Here is a 17064-nt window from a genome sequence, read left to right as displayed (position 1 = left end):
TCCGCTTTCTAGGTCAGTTACCTACATTTTACACTACTTTGTCCTATTATCAAATGGATTTTACCCATTCCACGACAAATTGTAGGGCAGAATCAAGTTTTTCCGGATCCTTGCCTCCTGCCTGCGCCATATCCGGACGGCCGCCTCCGCCACCGCCGCATCTTGTTGCTACTTCTTTTATCAGTTTCCCGGCATGGTAGCCTTTTTCATTTAAATCTTTTGTTACTGCGGAAATTAAATTTACTTTCCCTTCATGCACACTGCCTAAGACAATGACTGCTGTTCCAAGTTTTTGTTTTAGGTCATCAGCCATATTTCTTAAGTTATTCATATCAGCTGCTTGAACCTTTGCAGTTAATACGTTGACACCATCAATTTCTTTTACGTTGCTAACAAGATTTCCAGCTTCAATGTTGCCAAGCTTCGCTGCTAATGATTCATTTTCACGATGTAACTGTCGGATTTCTGCAGAAAGACCTTCGATACGAGTTACGATATCCTTAGGATTTGTTTTTAATTTTTCAGCTGCTTCCTTTAACAACCCAACCTGTTCATTTAGAAGAAGGTATGCTGCTTCGCCGGTAACGGCTTCAATTCTTCTTGTGCCGGCACCAATACCGCCTTCTGAAACAATTTTAAATAAGCCAATGACAGATGTATTCGGAACATGGCAGCCACCGCAAAGTTCAAGGCTGTAATCGCCAACTTTTACGACGCGGACAATGTCACCATATTTTTCACCAAAAAGGGCCATAGCACCCATTTTCTTTGCTTCAGCGATTGGTTTTAACGTGATATCCACTTCAATGTTTCGCCAAATTTTTTCATTCACGATTTGCTCAACCTGTTCCAGTTCTTCTGGCTTTACTTGACCAAAATGGGAGAAGTCAAATCGAAGACGGTCTGGTTCAACTAAAGATCCCGCTTGGTTAACATGCGTTCCAAGTACATCCTTTAGTGCTTGATGAAGCAAGTGGGTAGCCGTATGGTTCTTTGTGATTTTCACGCGGTTTTCTTGGTTAACCACAGCGGTAACGGTCTGCCCCGTTTTTAAGGTTCCTGCTTCAACAACTGCCCTATGAAGGTTTTGTCCGTTTGGCGCTTTTTGAACATCTTTAATTTTTACAGAAACACCATCCGCTTGAAGAACACCAAGGTCAGCAATCTGTCCGCCGCTTTCTGCATAGAACGGGGTAGCATCCAAAATAAACTGAATTTCGTCACCGCTCGCAGCTTCGTCAACTAATTCACCATCTTTAATAATGGCTGCAACTTTAGCATTTGTGTTTAGATTTCCATAACCAATAAATTGGCTTTCGACCTTAAAGTTTCCAAGCACACTGCCTTGAACCTGCATGGAATCAACATCTTGACGGGCTGCGCGGGCACGTTCACGCTGTTGCTCCATTTCCTCTTCAAATCCATTATGGTCAATTTTCATTCCGTCTTCTAGAGCGTATTCCTCTGTTAATTCAACAGGGAATCCATATGTGTCATAAAGTCGGAAAACATCAACACCAGGAATCGTGTCGCTGCCCTTTTCTTTCTCTTTTTTAATCACACTTGATAAAATCGCTAGTCCTTCATGAAGTGTTTCATGGAAACGCTCTTCCTCATTTTTAATAACCTTTTGAATAAAGTCTGACTTCTCTTTTACTTGTGGGTAAAAGTCGTGCATTACTTCCCCAACAACAGGAACTAGCTCAAACATGAACGGCCGGTTAATATTAATTTGTTTTGCATAGCGAACTGCACGGCGGAGCAGGCGGCGTAATACGTATCCGCGCCCTTCGTTTGAAGGCAGTGCACCGTCACCAACCGCGAAAGCGACCGTCCGAATATGGTCGGCAATGACCTTAAATGCAACATCTTTCTCATTAGCTGAACCATATTTTACGCCTGAAATTTCTTCGGTTGCACGAATAATCGGCATAAATAAATCGGTATCAAAGTTTGTTGGGACATTTTGAACAACAGATGCCATTCTTTCCAAGCCCATGCCAGTATCAATATTTTTCTTTGGCAGCGGGGTGTAGGTACCGTCTGGATTATGGTTAAATTGTGAAAATACTAAATTCCAAACTTCAAGATAGCGTTCATTTTCTCCGCCTGGATAAAGTTCCGGATCTGTCGGGTCATCCCCATACTCTGGACCGCGGTCATAGAAAATCTCCGAGTTTGGACCGCTTGGACCTTCCCCGATATCCCAAAAGTTTCCTTCAAGGCGGATAATCCGTTCCTCAGGAACCCCGATTTTTTTATTCCAAATTTCATATGCTTCATCGTCTTCCGGATGAACGGTAACTGAAAGCAATTCCGGCTCAAAACCAATCCATTTTTTATCGGTTAAAAATTCCCATGCCCATTCAATGGCTTCTTCTTTAAAATAATCACCAATGGAGAAATTTCCAAGCATTTCAAAAAATGTATGGTGGCGGGCTGTTTTTCCGACATTTTCAATATCATTGGTACGAATCGATTTTTGTGCATTCGTAATTCTGGGATTTTCCGGAATGACACGGCCATCGAAATATTTCTTCAATGTTGCAACACCGCTGTTAATCCACAACAGGGATGGATCATCAATCGGTACAAGCGGAGCACTTGGTTCAACTGAGTGACCTTTTTCTTGAAAAAAGTCTAAAAACATTTTTCGAATTTGAGAACCTGTTAAACTTTTCATGCTAAATTAGACCTCCTATGTATTTTTAATACAAAAAAAGCCCTCATCCCTATAGCAGGGACGAGGACTTGACTCGCGGTACCACCCTGATTATGAATACAAAAGCTATATTCATCTCTCAGCTGCCTTAACGCGGCAATACGGCAGGGATTAGCTGCACTCTGGATTAGCTTTCTGTCATCCTTCATTTAGAGCTCCTTTCAGCCTGGGAAGCTCCTCTCTTCACGCACAAAAGCGTTACAAATGGTCTACAACATACTCGATCCTTCAACATATTACACACATATATCATACTCTATGACGAATTATAGCCACTCTAAAATTGTTTGTCAATTAGGATAGGGAATCCTTTGTATTTTTTTGCATAAAATGATTTTTTGCATGAATGGCCCCAACCTTTAAAACGACCAATACCGGGACCGCCAATATGAGCCCAATTACCCCGCCAATCTCCCCTCCTGCTGTGATAGCCAGCATAATCAAGAGCGGATGCATATGAAGACTTCTCCCGACAATATAAGGTGATAGAATATTCCCCTCAAGAAACTGAAGGACAAGGATAATCACAATCGTAATAATCACCAGTTTTACTGAAACCGTGGCAGCTATGATAATAGCGGGAACCGCCCCTAATATAGGCCCAAAATAAGGAATGACATCGGTAATCCCCACAATAAATCCCAAAAGCAGTGGGTATCGCAAATGAAATATCCAAAATAACAAGGATGCGGCACTGCCGATAATCACACAAACAAGGAGCTGCCCTCTTATATAACTCCCAAGTGATTCGTCGACATCCCTTAAAAAACGCTTCCCTTGCCTACGCCATTTTTTCGGAGATAAATACCAGACTACCCGTTTGATTAGAGGAAAATCCTTTAACATATAAAAAGCAATAAACGGAATAATCATGACGATTAAGGCTGAATTAAGAAAGTTTAGGAGAATTTCAACCATAATCGTTAACAAGGAATTTAACTTGGCTTCAAACGCATCTATTCCATCATTCATTTTCCCTTGCAGCCCATCCGGCCATTCCCTGGTATGGGATTGAAGAGTATGAATCCAGCCACGGTATTGCTCTGCTAAAATCGGAGCGCTCTCGGACAAGTCTTTTAACTGATGAATAAAGGCCGGAATCCCTTTGTATAGGGCAAAGCCAAGACCCCCAAAAAATAAACAATAAATTAAAAATATTGAAAGGCCGCGGTGAAGCCCTTTTTCATGAAGCTTTTCGATAATGGGATGGAGCAGATACGTAATAAAACCAGCAATCAAAAACGGTAATAAAATATAAAATACTACCTTAAGTATTGGCAGCCAAACAAAGCGGATTTTAAAAAATAGATAAATAGCAATTAATAAAAGGAGCAAGAATCCTATTCGATAATACCATTTCACGTGAATATCCAACCTCTCGTTCCTCCTTTTTCCATTAGTGTTGGAGAAGTAGGGGGGAATTATGCATGAAAATGCCCCCTCCGCTCAAAGAAGGGGGCTGTAAGTTAAAAAATCGCTCGTTTTACATTTCTTTGCATTTTTTTTAGATTGCGGGCTGACATCATATTGTTTCGCTGCGCCCAATTATAGGCTGCCATTCCTGCACCGAAAGCAACAACACTCGTCATCATTTTATTCATATGATTCACCTCTTCTTTAGAATGGGGAAGCTATGAACAGGTGCTTTCTGAGTAAATTAAATGGTGTAACGACGCTCTTCTTCCTCAAACAAATCGTCTAAGGAACTTAGCGTACCGTCTTCTTCGACTTGATGGGTATTAATAACGCCATTAGAAAGGGACAATTCTATAAAACAGTTCCAGCAATAGTATTGGTTGATACCAATTTTTCCGATATCCTTACTCTGGCAATTGGGACACTTTAACATGAAAAAGACACCTCACGTCTGGTTTACATCTACGATGATGGCATCCTTTCCAATCGCCGGGGGCTTTTCGGATTGTATAACTTGTTTCCCTTCAGTAATGTCTGAAAAGAAGCCATCCGTAATTTCATACCCTACGATTGTGCCCAATTCTTCCAGAAAATATACATCCTTTAATAGACCGATTGAATCGCCGCTCTTTGATACAATCATTTGGCCATTTAAGGGATGTTGATGTGAAAATGTATATTCCGGAGGTGTTTTAAGCTTTTCTAAAAGATCGACATTTTCGATCATAATCCCATCGGTGCCAAATGAAGCAATATTCTGGATGTCCAAAAATGCAGTTTTTTTAAAGAAAATGTCTTTTTTAACCAATATACCTTTTACGACTCCGTCGCTTGTGATAAATAAATCACTTACTTCACCGATTTTCATACCGGATTGCATGTCAAACACCGGCTGATTTTTCAATATAGAAAATGTCCGCAAAAAGTGTCCCACCTTTCCGAACATTTATAGTTTCAGCCATTTACCATAAAATCATAAGGTGAAACGTTTTCCATTCCAATCATCGGATCGACTTGCATCAAAGCTTCTTCTAACGTCAGGCCTTCGGGAATTATTTCGGTCTCTGTTTCCCTTTCCTTTACTGGAATTGATTCTTGAAGCTTTTGACATAAGGTGGTTTGCCTGCTTAATTCGTCAGCTCTTTCAACGCCCATCCTTAAAGCATCCTCTTCCCCGCAAAGAATTAACGATTGTTTACTGCGCGTAATGGCTGTATAAATTAAATTCCTTCGCAGCATTCTATAATAGCTTTTCGTAATCGGGAGAATCACAATTGGAAACTCGCTTCCCTGTGATTTATGGACGGAGCAGCAATAAGCATGAGTGATTTGGGTTAAGTCCTGCTTTGTATATTCTGCTTCATTACCTTCAAAAGAAATATAAATCATATCTTGTTTTTCAGTATTTTCTTTGGCATAAATAATCGAAATAATTTCGCCAATATCACCGTTAAAAACATTATTTTCCGGCTGGTTAATAAGCTGGAGAACTTTGTCGCCGATACGGTATTTTACATCACCAAAAGTAATTTCTTTACGCTTTCCATCCGGGTTGGGATTAAAAATTTCCTGAAGCAAAACATTTAAACGGTCAATCCCAGCTGGCCCGCGGTACATTGGTGCCAACACTTGAATATCCTTTGCTGAATAACCTTTGTTTTTTGCGTTTAATGCCACCTTTTCAACCACCTGCGCCACTTGGGCAGTGGAACAGCGAATAAAGGACCGGTCTGCTTGCTTTGCTGTTACATTTGCCGGTACATATCCTTTTTTAATATCATGAGCCAGTTCAATGATAGAAGATCCTTCTGCCTGACGATAAATATCGGTTAATCTAACTGTCGGAATTCGTTGTGAATTCAACAGGTCTTTTAACACCTGCCCTGGACCGACAGATGGTAATTGATCTTCATCGCCGACCAAAATGACTTGGATATTATCCGGAAGTGCTTTGAACAATTGATTGGCGAGCCAAATATCAAGCATGGACGTTTCGTCTACGATTAAAATTTTTCCTTCAAGCGGGGTTGTTTCATCACGATCAAAACCTTCCATTCCATTAAATCCTAGTAAACGGTGAATCGTCACGGCAGGCAGCCCTGTCGATTCACTCATCCGCTTGGCGGCTCTGCCTGTCGGTGCGGCAAGTAAAAATGGAAAAGGTTCATCTTTTTTATGGTAATCCTTTATTTCTAATGAACAGCCGTGAAGTTCGGCATATAGTTCAACAATTCCTTTAATGACAGTTGTTTTACCAGTACCGGGACCTCCTGTTAAAATAAGCATCGGAGCCATTAATGCTGTTTGAATGGCCTCTCTTTGAGAGGGGGCATATTCAACGCCAAGTCTCTCTTCTAGGTTTCCAAGGGAAAGCAAAAACTCTGATTCTGGAAATTGATCTTTGTACTCTGTCTGCCCTAGGATTCGATTAATACTCGTTACAAGGCCCTTTTCGGCGAAATATAGTGAGGGGAGATAAATGCGCTGTTCTTCGCCAATTATTTTCCCCTCTTCCTCAAGCTTAATAGCTTCATTGGAAATATCCGAAAATTCGATTTGATCCCGTTTATTTTCTTCAAGGAGGGATTTAACTGTCTCCAATAAGTCTTTCGCATGTATGTATACATGACCCGTTTGCATGCTTTCATTTTCAAGCGTATACAAACAGGCCGCTTTAATTCGGTCCGGATGATTTCCGGAGATGCCATTCTGATACCCGAGCTCGTCCGCCCGGCCAAAGCCGATTCCTTCAATATCTTCTACCAATTTATATGGATTTTTTTGGATGATATCAAGGGTTGTTTCCTTATAAGCTTGATAGATGCGCATGGAAAGCTGCGGACCAAAGCCATATTGATTCAAGGCAACCATGACTTGCTCAAGCCCTTGATGTTCCATTAACGTGTCGTAAAGCAGTTTCGCCTTATCAGGAGGCAGTTTCGGAATAGAATCAAGTAATGACGGCTGATTAAGAATTTTTGAAATTGCATTTTCCCCTAATGTTTTTACAATATTCTCTGCCGTTTTTTTACCAATCCCTTTAAACATTTCACTTGATAAATAAGCAATAACACCCTGTTCTGTTTGAGGAATATCTTTTCTGAAATGATTTGTATGGAATTGCAGACCAAATTTCGGATGCTCCTTAAATTCACCGTAAAAAATATACGTTTCCTGTTCGTGAATTTTCGGGAAATAACCGGTAATGACCGCTTCTTTATCCTCATATTGATCATTGGTTTCTTCCACACGAATTCTTAGGACGGTGTAGAGATTTTGTTCATTATGAAAAATCGTTACAAGATGCTTTCCTTTGACAAACTTCCCTTGTTCTGCAAATAAATCAAGTGAGACCTGCTTTTCCATTTTGCTCCCTCCTTTCCACGGCAAAAAATGAACTAATTTTTTATTTGATCAATTATCGATCTTGCTTGCCCGGCCAACATATGGTCTGGATCTAATTCAAGGGCTTTTTCTAACATACTTATTGATTTTTCAGTACTTCCCTTATATGCAAGGGATGTACCTGTAAAGTAATAGGCATTCGCATAATTCGAATCTATTTCAATACACTTTTCAAACTGTTCTATAGCATGATCAATTAATTCTGCTTGTAAGAGACATAAGCCAAATTGAAAATGTGCTTCCACATCTGACTCATTTAATTCTACACTTCGTTGTAAATAAGGGGTGGCGAGCCTTCCTTGTCCAAGTTGTACGAGACACATCCCAAGTAAAAAATAGTTATCACTTGATTGAAGGCCCTTTTGCATTGCTTTTTCGAACATATTTTTAGCTGCATCATATCTTTGCTGACTATAATGTACATTACCTGCACTATAATAAGCTGCCGCAGCATTCTCATCAAGCTCAATTGCTTTTTCATAAAACTTTAACGCCTTCTCATCATCCCCTACAGCCGAAAGCACATTGCCAAAATTGATATAGGCAACCGGATCCTGCGGACTCTCCGCAATCGCCTCATTAAACGCCTTCGCCGCATCCTCCCAATTACCTTCCTGCATATATTTCACACCCAATTGGTTCTTATCCAAACTTGTCCACTCCATTCTAATGAGAGTATACCATATTTTTTTCTTTGATTCGGTCGAAAAAATCCCCGATTCCGGAGTGGAATCAGGGATTTTTTTACCCAACGTATGTCAGGCGTTCATTATTTTTGTAGACTTCGTCGATGGTCCCGCCGCCGAGGCATTCGTCGCCGTTGTAGAAGACGACGGCTTGTCCTGGTGTGATGGCGCGGATTGGTTCATGAAAGACTACTTTTGCCTTGTTGCCTTCGAGAAGATGGACGGTTACTTTGTGATCTTCTTGACGGTAACGGAATTTTGCGGTGCATTCAAATTCAGCAGGTTTTGCGCAATCAGAAACCCAGCTCACAGCATCCGCGATAATTGAGTCAGAGTACAAGTTTTCGTTATGAAAGCCTTGTCCAACATAAAGGACATTTCGCTTTAAATCTTTTCCGATGGCAAACCACGGCTCACCTGAGCCGCCAATTCCAAGCCCATGGCGCTGGCCAATCGTGTGATACATGAGACCCTCATGTTTACCCATCACTTTGCCATCAAATGTTTCCATATTCCCAGGCTGTGCAGGAAGATATTGGCCAAGAAATTCTTTAAAATTCCTTTCCCCAATAAAGCAAATTCCGGTACTATCCTTTTTCGTTGCCGTCGCAAGACCCGCTTCCTTCGCGATTCCCCTTACTTTTGATTTCTCAAGATTTCCAATCGGGAACATGACCTTGCTTAGCTGTTCCTGGGTCAATTGGTTTAAGAAATAAGTTTGATCCTTATTTTCGTCCAACCCGCGAAGCATTTTGTATTCTCCATCCCGGTACTCCACACGAGCATAATGGCCTGTTGCCAGATAATCAGCACCAAGGTTCACCGCATGCTCAAGAAAGGCTTTAAATTTAATTTCCTTATTGCACATCACATCCGGATTCGGTGTTCGGCCTGCCTTATATTCTTCTAAAAAGTAGGTAAACACTTTATCCCAATATTGTTTTTCAAAATTAACCGCATAATACGGAATGCCAATCTGATTACAAACACGGATTACATCATCATAATCCTCTGTTGCGGTACAAACGCCGAATTCATTCGTATCATCCCAGTTTTTCATAAAAATCCCGATGACATCATACCCCTGCTGTTTAAGAAGCAAAGCGGCAACCGAGGAATCGACCCCGCCAGACATACCGACAACAACCCGGATATCCTTTGGTTCTCTTTTCTCCATCAAATTTCACCTCTCTTTTCAATCAAATCCTTCTTGCATCTATTTTTTCAAGCGCGTTACAATTCTCGCTGTATCTTCAGCCGCCCTGACAATTTCCTCTGTTGTCGTATTATAGCCAAAGCTAAAGCGAATCGAATTAATTAACCGCTCGGATCCTTTTCCAAACATGGCAACCAGCACATGGGAAGGTTCAATGGAACCTGCTGTACATGCGGAACCACTTGAGACAGCTATTCCCGCTAAATCGAGATTCACAAGCATTTGCTCAACATTTGTCCCGGGAAAGCTTAAGTTTAATACATGTGGCAGCGATTGTTCAAGTGTTCCGTTCAAAGCAAATTCAATTTGCTGCTCCCGAAGTGTTTGAATAAATGTCTCTTTAAACCCGATATATCTGTTTCTTTTTTCTGCCAGCTCTCCCGCCGAAACCAAAACAGCTTCGTGAAAACCGGCAATCGATGTAACATTTTCTGTCCCTGCCCGCCTTTTTCGTTCCTGCTCCCCGCCAAATTGACGCGGCACGAGCTTAACATTCTCGCGAGCATATAAAAAACCGATGCCTTTCGGTCCATTGATTTTATGAGCGGTAACGGACAATAAATCTATATTGGTTTGGTTCACATCAATTTTTTCAATCCCATAAGCTTGTACTGCATCGGTATGAAATTTTGCTTGATGGTCTTTTAAAAGCTCACCAATTTCCGCTATCGGCTGGAGGGTTCCTACTTCATTATTTCCATACATGATGGAGACGAGAATGGTATCATCCCTTAAAGCGGCCTTTAGTTCAGCAACAGACACCCTACCTGTTTCATCTACAGGCAAATAGGTGACCTCATACCCCATCTTTTCTAATTTATGACAGGCATGAAGCACAGCATGATGCTCAATTTGCGAGGTAATGATATGCTTACCCTTCGCTTGTTCACTTTCAACCACCCCAAAAAGGGCCATATTATCTGCTTCCGTCCCGCCGCTTGTAAAAATTATCTCTGATTCTTTGGCTCCGATACTTTTCGCCAAGCTTTCACGCGCCAAATCAATTTTGTGCCGTGCTTCCCTACCGAAAGAATGAATACTTGAGGGATTCCCGAATGTTTCATTCATCGTCTCCAGCATTTTCTCCATTACTCTCGGATGCATCGGTGTTGTAGCGGCATGGTCGAGGTAAATTCGTTCCATCATTTCACCTTCATTCAAATGAAATCCATACAATTACTGTTGACATTAAATATAAAACATATAAGCATCCGTTTGGCCATCCTCGCTGTGGCTCGCCAGATCTTCAAGAGTTGTATTGTCCAGTACACCCTTAATTGCATCGCGAATGCGGATCCAAAGCTCACGTTTAGCAGGTTCCTCATCCTCAATCCCTTCTACCGGTGTAATCGGTCCTTCTAGAACACGAATGACATCACCGGAAGTAATTTGGGAAGGAAGATCGGCAAGAATATAGCCGCCATATGCTCCTCTGACACTTTTGACCAATCCGGCATTTCGGAGCGGAGATATTAATTGTTCCAAATAATGTTCTGATAAATCATTCGCTTGGGCAATTGTTTTTAAAGAAATCGGACCTTCCCCATATTTTTTTGCCAATTCAATCATGATGGTCAGACCATATCTGCCCTTCGTCGATATTTTCATCTAATCGCACCTCAATTCAACATTTTTCTATTTTAAAATTATTTTTTATTATGTCAATAGGATTTAAATCCATAGTAACTTGATAGGCATTTATTTATTATATCACATTGTTCTTTAATATGCTTTTTGCAGAAAAAATGATATCGTTATAAGAAAAGCGGAAGCGCCTTGATCAGCCCCGACAAGCGCTGGAAGGCCTGACGGTGAAGTCGTTTTTTGACTTCATCGGCTGGACCGAAGCGACCTCGAGGGGCAGGACGCTTGCGCTAGACAATTTTCAAGGAAAACCCAGAATATAGTTGGAGAGATGATTATGCAGCAAAAACCTCTAGCATTTCGGATGCGTCCAAGAACCATTGAAGAGGTTGTCGGCCAGCAGCATCTTGTGGCTGATGGAAAAATTATTGCCAGAATGGTAAAAGCAAAACAGCTGACCTCAATGATTTTATATGGGCCGCCTGGAATTGGCAAAACCTCAATTGCCAGTGCGATTGCCGGAAGTACAAAATATGCCTTTCGCACCCTTAATGCCGTAACCAATAACAAAAAAGACATGGAAATCGTCGTCGCTGAAGCAAAAATGTCCGGAAAAGTAATACTTCTATTAGATGAGGTCCACCGTCTTGATAAGGGGAAGCAGGATTTCCTTTTACCTTATTTAGAAAATGGACTAATTACCCTAATCGGTGCGACAACGAGCAATCCCTATCATGCGATTAATCCGGCCATCCGCAGCCGATGCCAAATTTTCGAACTGAAACCGCCTGAGACTGAAGAAGTAAAAATAGCCTTGAACAGGGCTTTAGAAGACCAAGAACGAGGACTTGGAAATGTAAAGGTTGTCGTGTCCGATGAAGCATTGAGTCATTTTGCAAACGGCTCAAATGGAGATGTCAGAAGCTCGTTAAATGCTCTAGAATTAGCTGTTCTTTCCAGCGACAAGGACGAGCACGGTGTCATTCACATTGACCTCGCAACAGCGGAAGAATGCCTGCAAAAGAAAAGCTTTGCGGCCGACAAGGATGGGGACGGCCATTATGATGTTTTGTCCGCCTTTCAAAAATCAATTCGTGGTAGTGATGTAGACGCAGCGCTCCATTATCTTGGCCGGTTAATTGAAGCGGGTGACCTTGTAAGTATCAGCAGACGGCTTTTGGTCATTGCCTATGAAGATATCGGTTTAGCCAGTCCACAGGCTGGTGCACGAACCCTTGCTGCGATTGAAACAGCAGAACGAATCGGGTTTCCGGAAGCTAGAATCCCGCTTGCCAATGCGGTCATAGAATTATGTTTGTCGCCAAAATCCAACTCGGCAGTATTGGCGATTCAATCCGCACTTGAGGATATCCAAAAAGGTGTAATCGGCGAAGTACCCGACCATCTGCGTGACGCCCATTATAAAGGAGCAAAAGAGCTTGGCAGAGGGATTGACTATAAATACCCACACGATTACGACAATGGCTGGGTTCCGCAGCAATATTTGCCGAATCGTTTAAAAAATAAGCAATACTATGTACCAAAAAGGACAGGAAAATTTGAACAGGCATTAGCAACGGTCTATGAAAAACTAACAAATAGGAAAAAATAGCCTTCGACTTGGCGAAGGCTATTTCTTTTGATGTGATATCAACACATTTTTAGAGGATATCGACACATTTTCAGCATATATCAACAATATTATGCCGCTACATCCCGCTTTTTAAAAATAAAAAATGCAAGAAATTGGAAAATAACAAAATAAACAATCAGCATAGCAATGGAAAACGACAAAGTCATTCCTGCGACCATCGGCGCTCCCTCAAAATATTGCATTAAATCGGTATTGGCAAACAAAATATATTTTGCCCAATCAAATTTCAACGCTAATAATTGAGTAATGTTTCCTCCGGAGAACATCAAAAAGATGGCAATCCCAATTGCAAGTGAGCTATTCCGAAACACCGACGAAATCATGAACGCCATCGTTGTCAGCATGATCATTCCAATCGAGCTCAAACCATAATAAATCATTAAATGGACCATCATATTCTGCTCGGTAACAGTACCATTATTATAGTTCAAATATGGTACAGCCTGATCCGGCATCCCAAACAGAACAGCACCAATAACCGTTGAGTAGACAAAAAGGACAGCCAGCAGGAATAAAGCGAAAAGTAATACCGTTAAATATTTAGAAAGTAAGATTTTCGTTCGATTAATCGGCCTGATTAACAGGAGCTTAATGGTCCCCCAATTAAATTCGCTCGCAACGATTCCTGCCGAAATAATGATTGTAAACAGCCCGGCTAATGAAATTAGTTGGGAGGCATCCTTCACAAATGTCCAGACATCGTAGCTTTCCTGCGGGGGAATATGATGCTGAATCCGGTAATCATTGGTAACAATCTCCTTTTTAAGAAATTGTTTTTCTATTTTAGAACCGCTTCGCTCATATTGCTTTTTTAATGCATCATTCTCCTGCTTTAAGTTTTGCTCCCACTTTTGATTAACGGCAGCTTTACTCCCTGACTGCTGGTATTTAAAAAACCCGGCCACAATCGACGCCGCGACAAGGAGAATTGCAATCATGACGAACGTTCCCGGGCGCTTAAATATTTTCATCCATTCATTTTTAATTAAATTAATCATGCTTTAACCTCCTCCTTTTCACCTGTTACTTCAAGGAAGCGGTCCTCCAATGTTTTTGCCACTTCTTTTACTCCGAACACTTGAACGTCACCCTCAACCAATAATTTTATCAGGTTCGGTATTTCTTCTTTTGCCAATTCTACGGATAAACCATTTCTTGAATGAGATATTTTCACATTTGCATAATGGTTTTGAATGATGGAACGGGCCGTTTCACTTGGAATGACCTCCAGATCATACATAACTTCGTTTCCTTGAACAAATTCCTGGACATGCTGAACATCAATCAACCGGCCGTTTTGAATAATTCCAATGCGGTCACACATCATTTCCATTTCGGATAAAAGATGGCTTGAAACAATTACAGCCATATTTTTTTCCCTGGCAAGCAGACGCAAATAATCACGAATTTCTCTGATCCCCGCCGGGTCCAACCCGTTTGTCGGTTCATCGAGAATTAATACCTCAGGGTCATGTAAAAGGCATTGTGCCAATCCTAATCTTTGGCGCATTCCTAAAGAATAGGTTTTTACCTTGTCGTGAATTCTGTCCGTTAACCCGACCAGCTTCACCACATCATCAATTTTTTCTTTTGTAATACTCTTTGACATCCTTGCATAATGGACAAGGTTTTTGTATCCGCTTAAGAATTTATACATCTCCGGGTTTTCAACAATTGCCCCGATATGACCTACTGCCTCTTCAAAATTACTTTTAATGCTTGCCCCGCCAATCGTAATATCACCGGATGTTATGCCCATTAGGCCCACAATCATTCGGATGGTTGTTGTTTTTCCGGCTCCATTCGGCCCTAAAAAGCCAAAAACCTCACCCTTATTCACTTGGAAACTAATCTGATCGATGATGGTTCTTCCTTTAATCACTTTTGTTACATTCTTTAATTCAACAATGGATTCCAATTCATCTTCTCCTCTCTATCTATGTTGAAAAATGTCACCATCCCATCTTAACCTATATTTGGGAATTTTTCCTGTGTTTTGATGTCATTCTTTCCAATTTTTATTATAATTTGCCCCTTTTCTCGAATAAAACGGCTCAAGAATGAGTTATTTCTAGGACTTGAGACGTATGAAAACTTATCCTATTCTATGTAGAATACATAAGCAGCTGAAAATAATGGAGGTACAATTGCTGTGAAATAATCCAAAGATATACCATAACAATTCCTTCAGAAAAGTAGTCTTATCTGAAAAAGAAGAGTGTGCCCAAAAGTCAATTGGCACCCTCTTCCTTTTATTAGCTAATAGATTCTACCTTGTCGAATCCAATTCGTGGCCACCCATTTTTCTCCCTCTAATACCGGAATACTGGTATGTAACGACATTCGGTCTACTTGTCCTTTACTATTTCCATAATGGAAATAAACGGCCGTACCTTTTCTTGGCACAATGGATACTCCTGCTTTTGGAAAAACGGTTTCGCCGCCTGATGGCACATCATTTAAATAGATTAATAATGTACCAATCCGTTGACCCCCTCTATGGGTACTAATACTGGCAGGAGGGAAATAGTCAAAATGCGGCTTATACTCCTCTCCAACCTGATAATTCAAAACCTGGAGTCCCTCACCATTTTCAATCGGAATATTGGTTAATTCAGAGATTCTATTTTCAATGGTTTCGATCAGACGATTTTCTCCAAGTTTAAAATACATACCTTTGCTGGTTCTTCCAGGTACAGATTTTACTAACCCTGTCTTTGAATATATGATTTGTGAAGGCAGCAATCTGCCCTTAGAAAGGTGTATAAGCTCATCACATTCATCAAAGCTTAATAAATTTTCAAACTGTAAAATAAATGGTTGATTGATTCTGGAGAGTAAATGAATTATGCGGTCATTTGTTTGAATTTCATTTCCCTTCCGCCCAATTTCGGGAATCTCATAAATATAGGGGCTCTCGCTAAGAGTAGAAGTTTTTATCGTTTGATTTCCAACAATTCGTAGAATGGTACGGTAAGAAAAAGTTGGATCAAATCCTTTTTTAATCATTGCATCAACGATTGATTCTGGATTTACACCACTTCTTAATGTTTGAACAATCCAATCCCGCAAGTCACTGGAGATATGCATGATTTTTTCCATTCAATCCTTCTCCCTATAAATGCCAATATTAGACTTTCTTTAAGAATAAACTATTTTTATTAATAATTCCTAAGATTTTATTAGAGATTTTGAAAAAAAATACCCTGAACCAAAAGTTCAGGGCTTCAAATTATTTTTCATCCGCAACGCGTTGAATTTTGATGTCTTTTAATAGTTCTCTAACGACATAGCTCGCCATAATCAAACCGCAGGCAGATGGGACAAAGGCATTGGAAGCTGGAGGCATTTTCGCTTTACGAATCTCCGCTTTGTCATTTCCAACAATCTGGCGCACATCTTCACGAATAACGATTGGACTCTCATCGGAAAAAACGACAGGAATCCCCTTGCGAATACCTTCCTTACGAAGTTTAGTCCGAATAACCTTGGCAATTGGGTCGGTGTGTGTTTTAGAAATATCAGCAATTTGGAAACGTGTTGGGTCCATTTTATTTGCTGCACCCATACTTGAAATGATTGGGATGTTCCGTTTTAAACATTCCTTCATTAAATGGATTTTATAGATAATCGTATCAGAGGCATCCACAAAAAAGTCAATATTGTGGTTGAAAATTTCTTCATAGGTTTCTTCTGTGTAGAATATTTTTAATGAAATTACTTCACAATCCGGATTAATATCCTTAATCCTCTCTTCCATGATTTCCACCTTTGGACGGCCAATCGTTGATAACAAAGCAACTAGCTGACGATTGACATTGGTGATATCCACATCGTCTTTATCGATTAAAATTAAACGGCCGACTCCGGAACGTGCAAGCGCTTCGGCGGCAAATGAACCAACACCGCCAATTCCCAAAACAGCAACCGTGCTGTTTTTCATGATATCCATTCCTTCTTTACCAACCGCAAGCTCATTACGAGAAAATTGATGCAGCATGTATTTCACTCCAATATATTAATTTCATCCTTATGTATCTTTTTCCCGAATAAGAATATATCATACCAGTGTATAAAAACAAGTATTCAGATAAGATTTATTAAAATACGGGAAAATAAAAACCTCCTGCATAGGAGGTTAATGACAACAAATGGAAAAGAGTCCCAATCGTGCCGTCACTTTTGGGTTCCTTCATATTGATCCCGCATTTAGCAGGTGGGTGTCCTGCTTCCAGATTTGTAAGTCCCCTTACCGCTCGGGCCGGGGCATTTACGCTGCCAGAAAACTCCAGACTCCCGAAGAAATAATGTTCGGTCAATATTTAGGTAATGTAACGTACACTTCAGGACTCTTTTGATTGGTTTTATAATAGCATATATC

15 protein-coding genes and 1 other RNA gene are annotated in these 17064 nt (G+C 40.7%); 1 reads left to right on the top strand and 15 read right to left on the bottom strand.

Annotation, left to right across the window (positions count from 1 at the left end):
- Window positions 1-49: 49 nt before the first annotated feature.
- From alaS to cymR, 10 genes are all read right to left on the bottom strand, one after another.
- On the bottom strand, window positions 50-2683 hold the full coding sequence (alaS, locus tag BIV60_RS01755; RefSeq protein WP_071354027.1) for an alanine--tRNA ligase: 2634 nt from the start codon (window positions 2681-2683) through the stop codon (window positions 50-52).
- A gap of 333 nt (window positions 2684-3016) precedes the next feature.
- Window positions 3017-4096 carry an AI-2E family transporter gene (locus BIV60_RS01745; RefSeq protein ID WP_071354025.1) on the bottom strand — a complete coding sequence of 360 codons (1080 nt, stop codon included), beginning with the start codon at window positions 4094-4096 and terminating at the stop codon, window positions 3017-3019.
- 92 nt (window positions 4097-4188) lie between these two features.
- Window positions 4189-4323 carry a YrzQ family protein gene (locus BIV60_RS28065; protein WP_083402056.1) on the bottom strand — a complete coding sequence of 45 codons (135 nt, stop codon included), beginning with the start codon at window positions 4321-4323 and terminating at the stop codon, window positions 4189-4191.
- A gap of 56 nt (window positions 4324-4379) precedes the next feature.
- A complete protein-coding gene (locus BIV60_RS01740; protein WP_071354024.1) occupies window positions 4380-4571 on the bottom strand; it encodes a hypothetical protein in 192 nt (63 codons plus the stop codon).
- A gap of 12 nt (window positions 4572-4583) precedes the next feature.
- Complete coding sequence (locus tag BIV60_RS01735; RefSeq protein WP_071354023.1) at window positions 4584-5060, bottom strand: PRC-barrel domain-containing protein; 477 nt, start codon at window positions 5058-5060, stop codon at window positions 4584-4586.
- A gap of 32 nt (window positions 5061-5092) precedes the next feature.
- Window positions 5093-7504 carry an SF1B family DNA helicase RecD2 gene (gene recD2, locus BIV60_RS01730; protein WP_071354022.1) on the bottom strand — a complete coding sequence of 804 codons (2412 nt, stop codon included), beginning with the start codon at window positions 7502-7504 and terminating at the stop codon, window positions 5093-5095.
- A gap of 32 nt (window positions 7505-7536) precedes the next feature.
- Window positions 7537-8193, bottom strand: a complete 657-nt coding sequence (locus BIV60_RS01725; RefSeq protein WP_071354021.1) for a tetratricopeptide repeat protein — start codon at window positions 8191-8193, stop codon at window positions 7537-7539.
- 94 nt (window positions 8194-8287) lie between these two features.
- Window positions 8288-9406 (bottom strand): tRNA 2-thiouridine(34) synthase MnmA, encoded by a 1119-nt coding sequence (gene mnmA / locus BIV60_RS01720; RefSeq protein ID WP_071354020.1) that lies wholly within the window; start codon window positions 9404-9406, stop codon window positions 8288-8290.
- Between the two features lie 39 nt (window positions 9407-9445).
- Window positions 9446-10588 carry a cysteine desulfurase family protein gene (locus tag BIV60_RS01715; RefSeq protein ID WP_071354019.1) on the bottom strand — a complete coding sequence of 381 codons (1143 nt, stop codon included), beginning with the start codon at window positions 10586-10588 and terminating at the stop codon, window positions 9446-9448.
- Window positions 10589-10633: 45 nt separating this feature from the next.
- Window positions 10634-11053, bottom strand: a complete 420-nt coding sequence (cymR, locus tag BIV60_RS01710; protein ID WP_071354018.1) for a cysteine metabolism transcriptional regulator CymR — start codon at window positions 11051-11053, stop codon at window positions 10634-10636.
- Between the two features lie 313 nt (window positions 11054-11366).
- Between cymR and BIV60_RS01705 the strand changes: the two genes are divergently transcribed.
- The gene (locus BIV60_RS01705) at window positions 11367-12641 is read left to right on the top strand and encodes a replication-associated recombination protein A (RefSeq protein WP_071354017.1); all 1275 of its coding nucleotides are present in this window, start codon (window positions 11367-11369) and stop codon (window positions 12639-12641) included.
- An 89-nt stretch (window positions 12642-12730) separates the two neighbouring features.
- Here the strand turns inward: BIV60_RS01705 and BIV60_RS01700 are convergent, their stop codons facing one another.
- The 5 genes from BIV60_RS01700 to ssrS form a co-directional block, all read right to left on the bottom strand.
- Window positions 12731-13681: an ABC transporter permease gene (locus BIV60_RS01700; RefSeq protein WP_071354016.1), complete on the bottom strand. Its 951-nt coding sequence runs from the start codon at window positions 13679-13681 to the stop codon at window positions 12731-12733.
- Window positions 13678-14601, bottom strand: a complete 924-nt coding sequence (locus BIV60_RS01695; protein WP_071354015.1) for an ABC transporter ATP-binding protein — start codon at window positions 14599-14601, stop codon at window positions 13678-13680. The genes BIV60_RS01700 and BIV60_RS01695 overlap by 4 nt, the downstream gene beginning before the upstream one ends.
- Before the next feature lie 341 nt (window positions 14602-14942).
- Window positions 14943-15785, bottom strand: coding sequence for a 2OG-Fe(II) oxygenase (locus tag BIV60_RS01690; RefSeq protein ID WP_071354014.1), 843 nt, complete (start codon window positions 15783-15785; stop codon window positions 14943-14945).
- Between the two features lie 130 nt (window positions 15786-15915).
- Complete coding sequence (locus BIV60_RS01685) at window positions 15916-16683, bottom strand: tRNA threonylcarbamoyladenosine dehydratase (protein WP_071354013.1); 768 nt, start codon at window positions 16681-16683, stop codon at window positions 15916-15918.
- 157 nt (window positions 16684-16840) lie between these two features.
- Window positions 16841-17036: non-coding RNA, 6S RNA (gene ssrS, locus BIV60_RS01680), on the bottom strand.
- Between the last annotated feature and the right edge of the window lie 28 nt (window positions 17037-17064).

Source organism: Bacillus sp. MUM 116, from assembly GCF_001866655.1.
Lineage (GTDB): Bacteria > Bacillota > Bacilli > Bacillales > Cytobacillaceae > Neobacillus.
Note: the sequence above shows the minus strand (reverse complement) of the source record. Positions and strands in the feature narration are given on the sequence as shown.

What these genes read in the sequence shown, in the direction of transcription:
- BIV60_RS01685 (WP_071354013.1), bottom strand. Translation starts at nt 16,683, where the DNA reads ATGCTGCATCAATTTTCTCGTAATGAGCTTGCGGTTGGTAAAGAAGGA.
- BIV60_RS01740 (WP_071354024.1), bottom strand. Translation starts at nt 4,571, where the DNA reads ATGTTAAAGTGTCCCAATTGCCAGAGTAAGGATATCGGAAAAATTGGT.
- BIV60_RS28065 (WP_083402056.1), bottom strand. Translation starts at nt 4,323, where the DNA reads ATGAATAAAATGATGACGAGTGTTGTTGCTTTCGGTGCAGGAATGGCA.
- cymR (WP_071354018.1), bottom strand. Translation starts at nt 11,053, where the DNA reads ATGAAAATATCGACGAAGGGCAGATATGGTCTGACCATCATGATTGAA.
- BIV60_RS01700 (WP_071354016.1), bottom strand. Translation starts at nt 13,681, where the DNA reads ATGATTAATTTAATTAAAAATGAATGGATGAAAATATTTAAGCGCCCG.
- BIV60_RS01715 (WP_071354019.1), bottom strand. Translation starts at nt 10,588, where the DNA reads ATGGAACGAATTTACCTCGACCATGCCGCTACAACACCGATGCATCCG.
- mnmA (WP_071354020.1), bottom strand. Translation starts at nt 9,406, where the DNA reads ATGGAGAAAAGAGAACCAAAGGATATCCGGGTTGTTGTCGGTATGTCT.
- BIV60_RS01705 (WP_071354017.1), top strand. Translation starts at nt 11,367, where the DNA reads ATGCAGCAAAAACCTCTAGCATTTCGGATGCGTCCAAGAACCATTGAA.
- alaS (WP_071354027.1), bottom strand. Translation starts at nt 2,683, where the DNA reads ATGAAAAGTTTAACAGGTTCTCAAATTCGAAAAATGTTTTTAGACTTT.
- recD2 (WP_071354022.1), bottom strand. Translation starts at nt 7,504, where the DNA reads ATGGAAAAGCAGGTCTCACTTGATTTATTTGCAGAACAAGGGAAGTTT.
- BIV60_RS01690 (WP_071354014.1), bottom strand. Translation starts at nt 15,785, where the DNA reads ATGGAAAAAATCATGCATATCTCCAGTGACTTGCGGGATTGGATTGTT.